Annotated in this window: 1 protein-coding gene; it reads left to right on the forward strand. The window is 33.3% G+C overall.

Annotated elements, in window-relative coordinates:
* Positions 1-270 precede the first annotated feature (270 nt).
* On the forward strand, positions 271-549 hold a 279-nt coding region (locus tag ACRCJ0_RS18990; RefSeq protein ID WP_431391760.1), incomplete at its 3' end, for a DUF4479 family protein.

A 549-nucleotide genomic window follows, 5' to 3' on the forward strand; every position in this document is an offset into this window, starting at 1 on the left:
TACGGATTTGATTATGTGAAGTGATTTCAAATGATGGCGGAACCATTTATGCCATTGTGGAAAGGCTTGGCTGTCGGGGGAAATGATTATTTTTCACAGTCTATTATTATTTGCACTTTTATGACTAGGAGTATATAATCGAGTAGAATATTATACGTTTTAATAGGACATTACCGGTCTAGTTGATGACTAGGCTTTTTTATTGGTTTATGTCGTAAGTTTTACTTAATTTTATTTTAAAAAAGAAATATGAAGGGGATTTTAACGAATATGTGGATTAGTATATATAATCGAGATGGCGTCGGTGACGTTATCATGTTTTCCAAAGGGACATTAACGAGAGACCGTATTGCGACTTCAACAGTTGGAGATGTGACGCGTATTTTCAATAATGAAACGAAAGAAACTATGGGTTACAACATCCAAAATATTTCTAAGATGATTCAAATTGAAGGAAAGGGGCGTGTTCATTTAAGTCAAACACAATTAGACTTAATCAACCAATCCTTATATGAACAAGGTTTTGATACTATTCCTTTCAATGATAAC

Source organism: Aerococcus sp. L_32, from assembly GCF_050689315.1.